The following is a 3,206-nucleotide window of genomic DNA, read 5'->3' as shown; positions in this document are numbered from 1 at the left end:
CGTGGCGGCCGCCGCGGGGGGCCTCCGCGCGCGCCGGGCGTCGTGCGGCGCGGGGCCCGGCGCGCCCCCCCCCCGGGGGGGGGGGGGGGGGCTGGGGCACGGGGGAGACCCACGACTTCGAGTCGCGGTACCTGGAGGGCCTGATCGGGCCGCTCGCCGAGGTGCCCGCCCGGTACGCGGAGCGCTCGCCCGCCGCCCACGCCGACCGCCTCACCGTGCCGTTCCTGCTGCTCCAGGGCTTGGACGACGTGATCTGCCCGCCCGTCCAGTGCGAGCGGTTCCTGGCCCGGCTGGAGGGCCGCAAGGTGCCGCACGCGTACCTCGCCTTCGAGGGGGAGGGGCACGGGTTCCGCAGGGCGGAGACCATGGTGCGCGCCCTGGAAGCCGAACTCTCCCTCTACGCCCAGGTGTTCCGCCTGGCCCCGCCCGGCATCCCCACTCTGGAGCTCAGCAAGTGAACCAGCTCGTCCGACCGCCCCGGCTCGCCCCCGGCGCCCGTGTCGCCGTCGTCGCGCCCAGCGGTCCCGTGCCCGAGGAGCGCCTCCAGGCAGGGCTCGACATCCTGCGCGGCTGGGATCTCGACCCCGTGGTGATGCCCCATGTGCTGGACCGGCAGCGGGAGTTGGACTACCTGGCCGGCACGGACGAGCAGCGGGCCGCCGACCTCCAGGCCGCCTGGTGCGATCCGTCCGTCGCGGCCGTGCTGTGCGCCCGGGGCGGGTACGGGGCGCAGCGCATGGTCGACCTGCTCGACTGGGAGACGATGCGGGCGGCGGGCCCGAAGGTGTTCGCCGGGTTCAGCGACGTCACCGTCCTGCACCAGGCCTTCGCCACCCGTCTGGGCCTGGTAACCCTGTACGGACCCGCGGCCGCAGGAGTCGACTTCCTCAAGAACGCCCGGGCCCAGGAGCACCTGCGGGCCACCCTCTTCGAGCCGGAGTCCGTGCGGACCGTCACGGCCGTGCCCCCGGGCGGCGCCGCACTGGTCCCGGGCCGCGCCCGGGGCGTCACCCTGGGCGGCTGCCTGAGCCTGCTCGCGAGCGACCTCGGCACCCCGCACGCCCACACCGGGGCGCGGGGCGGGCTGTTGCTGGTGGAGGACATCGGCGAGAGCCCGTACCGCGTGGAGCGGTACCTCACCCAACTCCTGCGCACCGGCTGGCTCGCCGGGGTCGCCGGGATCGTCCTCGGGTCCTGGGCGGGGTGCGGCCCGTACGGGGAGCTGCGCGCGGTCTTCGCCGACCGGCTCGGCGGTCTCGGTGTCCCGGTCGTGGAGGAGTTCGGGTTCGGGCACCGTGAGGGCGCGCTGACCATGCCTCTCGGGATCGGGGCCGAACTGGACGCCGAGGTGGGCACGTTGACGCTGGACGAACCGGCCCTGAGCTGAGCGACCCCTGCCGAATCCTTCGGACAGGGTGGCCCGCGGCGGCCGCGGCTACACCAACCGGCTGACCCCCACGTGCCATTCCGAGAGCTCGCCCTCCGGTCTCATCGGCCTGCCGGACACGCCGCCGCGCGACACCAAGGGCACCTACCTCGACTGGACGAGCGCGCCGCTCGAGCGCAGCCTCGACGTCGTCGGCGCACCCCCGGGCCACGCCCAAGGTCGTCTCCGCGAAGGCCGAGCGCGCCCAGAAGTCCGCCGACGCGGCCGACAAGCTCGTCCTGTTCGCCAAGCTCTACGATGTCGCCCCGACGGCACCCGCATCCTGGTGCGCCGTCTGGTCGCGCCGGTGCGCGTCCCGGACGTCGCCAAGAGCTTCACCGCCACCCTGCCCGGCATCGTGCACCGGTACGAGACCGGGCACCGGCTGCGGTTCGTGATCGCCGCGAGCGACGACGCGTACTTCGGCAACCGGGGGGTCAAGCCGGTGACCGTGGTCAGCGGGCCGGGCGGCACCGGGGTGCTGCGGCTGCCGGTCGCCGGCTCCTTACGGCCGACTGGGGACACGCGGGCAGCGCGGCTACTGTGGCGGGGTGCCGCACCACGCATCCCGCCACCTCGCCGAAGGCCCCCGGGTGGGCATACGCCACTTCACCTACGAGGACGGTGCCGAGTTCACCGCCCGCGCCCGGGAGAGCAAGGACCTGCACCAGCCGTGGCTCTTCCCGCCCACCACGGCGCAGGCCTACAACGCCTACGCGGGCCGGCTGATCGAGGACCCGTCCAAGGCCGGCTTCCTGGTCTGTGAGAAGAGCGACGGGGCCATCGGCGGGTTCATCAACATCAACAACATCGTCGAGGGCGGCTTCCAGTCCGGCGCGCTGGGCTACGGGGCCTTCGCGCACGCCGCCGGGCGAGGGCTGATGCGCGAAGGGCTGGACCTCGTCGTGCGGTACGCGTTCGGCCCGATGCGGCTGCACCGGCTGGAGATCAACGTCCAGCCGGGCAACGCCGCGTCGATCGCCCTGGCCCGCGGCTGCGGGTTCCGCCTGGAGGGGTTCTCGCCGAAGATGCTCTTCGTCGACGGGGCCTGGCGCGATCACGAACGCTGGGCGATCACCACCGAGATGATCACCCGGCCAGGGCGGCACTGAGTCCGCCCGGCGCTTACGCCTGGCGGTCCACGTACTCGTAGACCGAGCCGTCCGGATGCAGCGCGATGAGGTTGCGGCCCGCCGGTGAGGCGATCGGGCCAGCGACGATGTGGGCCCCCAGTTCGGTCAGCACCTTGTGGGTCTCCTCGACATCCGTCACGGCGATCGTCGCGGCGACCTTGCGCAGCACCTCGAGTTCGGCCGGGGGGCCGCTCATCAGCAGGAAACAGCCGATCGCCGCCACCTGGACTCCTCCCCGCTCGAAGCGCTGGGCTCTGCCGCCCGCCAGCCGCTCGTAGAAGGGGATCGCGGTCTCGAGGTCGTCGACGCAGACGCGCAACGTGGCACCCAGAATCTCCATGCCGCCGAGCCTAGTTACGCAGAGGGGGGCGAGGGTACCCGGCCGGGCATGAAGCCGTTGGATCACCTGGAGCATCTGGACAAGCATCTCGTCGACGAGCTGGCACAGGTGGCGCGCGAGACCGTGCGGGACGAACTGCGCGAGCAGACGCGCAGGCAGCGCCGCAAGGCCGCGCTGTACGCCGCGTCCGGCGCGCTCGCCCTGTACGCGGGCGCGGCCCTCGTCCTCGATGGTCCAGTGACCGTCCTCGGGCTTCAGCACGGCGTGGTGCCAGGAGACCCGGTCGTCGTCGATGACGATCTCGCAC

The 3,206-nt window shown here is 73.3% G+C and carries 4 protein-coding genes and 1 pseudogene; 4 read left to right on the top strand and 1 reads right to left on the bottom strand.

Features of this window, described 5'->3' with window-relative positions; translation table 11 throughout:
• The 4 genes and pseudogenes from ABZ281_RS43630 to ABZ281_RS43615 form a co-directional block, all read left to right on the top strand.
• Nucleotides 1-458, top strand: a 458-nt coding sequence (locus tag ABZ281_RS43630) for a prolyl oligopeptidase family serine peptidase (RefSeq protein ID WP_356663733.1), incomplete at its 5' end; no start/stop codon positions are given.
• Nucleotides 455-1,387: an LD-carboxypeptidase gene (locus ABZ281_RS43625; protein ID WP_356663731.1), complete on the top strand. Its 933-nt coding sequence runs from the start codon at nucleotides 455-457 to the stop codon at nucleotides 1,385-1,387. The genes ABZ281_RS43630 and ABZ281_RS43625, both read left to right, overlap by 4 nt.
• 25 nt (nucleotides 1,388-1,412) lie before the next feature.
• Nucleotides 1,413-1,922: pseudogene (locus tag ABZ281_RS43620) on the top strand (CocE/NonD family hydrolase C-terminal non-catalytic domain-containing protein); the annotation flags it as partial.
• A 55-nt stretch (nucleotides 1,923-1,977) separates the two neighbouring features.
• Complete coding sequence (locus tag ABZ281_RS43615) at nucleotides 1,978-2,538, top strand: GNAT family protein (protein ID WP_356663729.1); 561 nt, start codon at nucleotides 1,978-1,980, stop codon at nucleotides 2,536-2,538.
• A 13-nt stretch (nucleotides 2,539-2,551) separates the two neighbouring features.
• Here ABZ281_RS43615 and ABZ281_RS43610 read toward each other — a convergent pair whose 3' ends face one another.
• On the bottom strand, nucleotides 2,552-2,899 hold the full coding sequence (locus tag ABZ281_RS43610) for a VOC family protein (protein WP_184907755.1): 348 nt from the start codon (nucleotides 2,897-2,899) through the stop codon (nucleotides 2,552-2,554).
• Between the last annotated feature and the right edge of the window lie 307 nt (nucleotides 2,900-3,206).

It is taken from the genome of Streptomyces sp. NPDC006265 (genome assembly GCF_040613555.1).
Classification (GTDB): Bacteria; Actinomycetota; Actinomycetes; order Streptomycetales; family Streptomycetaceae; genus Streptomyces.
This window is presented reverse-complemented; position numbering and strand designations above follow the sequence as displayed.